This is a genomic window from Schinkia azotoformans LMG 9581, assembly GCF_000307855.1.
GTDB classification, from domain to species: Bacteria; Bacillota; Bacilli; order Bacillales; family Bacillaceae_J; genus Schinkia; species Schinkia azotoformans.
Genome location: NZ_AJLR01000067.1, coordinates 1 through 732, shown reverse-complemented (window position 1 = coordinate 732; position 732 = coordinate 1). Strand labels below are relative to the sequence as shown.

Genomic DNA, 732 nt, shown 5'->3' with positions numbered 1-732 from the left:
GCCGTAAACTCCTTCCTCTTGGTCGCGGACAATTCGTCCGTTTTCAATAGCGATAACACGATGTTTTAAGGTGTTAACAATTTGGCTATTATGGGTCGCCATCAAAATAGTCGTCCCTTGAAGATTAATTTTTTCAAGCAAATTCATGATTTCCCAAGAATTTTCAGGGTCTAAGTTCCCTGTCGGTTCATCGGCAATCAATACTTTTGGTGCATTAGCAATCGAGCGGGCGATTGCCACACGTTGCTGTTCCCCACCTGAAAGTTCATTTGGAAATGAACGAATCTTGTGTTTCAATCCAACGAGGTCAAGCACTTCATTGACCCGTTTTTTGATTTCGCGCGGACTTTTACCAATAACTTCCATGGCATAGGCAATGTTTTCATAAACTGTTTTCTTTGATAAGAGTTTATAGTCTTGGAAAACCACACCTACAGAACGACGTAACAACGGAACGTCTCGACGTCTTAATTTAGATAAATCATATTGCGCAACTGTTCCAGAACCACGGTCAATCTTTAATTCACGATAAAGTAGTTTGATAAAGGTCGATTTCCCAGCTCCTGATGGTCCAACGATATAGGTAAATTCTCCCGCTTCAATTTCGAGCGAGATATTACGCAAAGCCGTTGTTCCATTAGAATATTTCTTGGAAACGTTGCTTAGTTTTATAATACTCATAGTACCTTTCCTGTGTTAGATTTGACTGACAATTACTAACGAATGAGTCAG

Annotated in this window: 1 protein-coding gene; it reads right to left on the bottom strand. The window is 40.0% G+C overall.

All coding sequences use genetic code 11. The annotated features are described in order from the left end of the window. Window positions 1-675, bottom strand: a 675-nt coding sequence (ftsE, locus tag BAZO_RS10405) for a cell division ATP-binding protein FtsE (RefSeq protein WP_268869820.1), incomplete at its 3' end; no start/stop codon positions are given. Window positions 676-732: the final 57 nt, after the last annotated feature.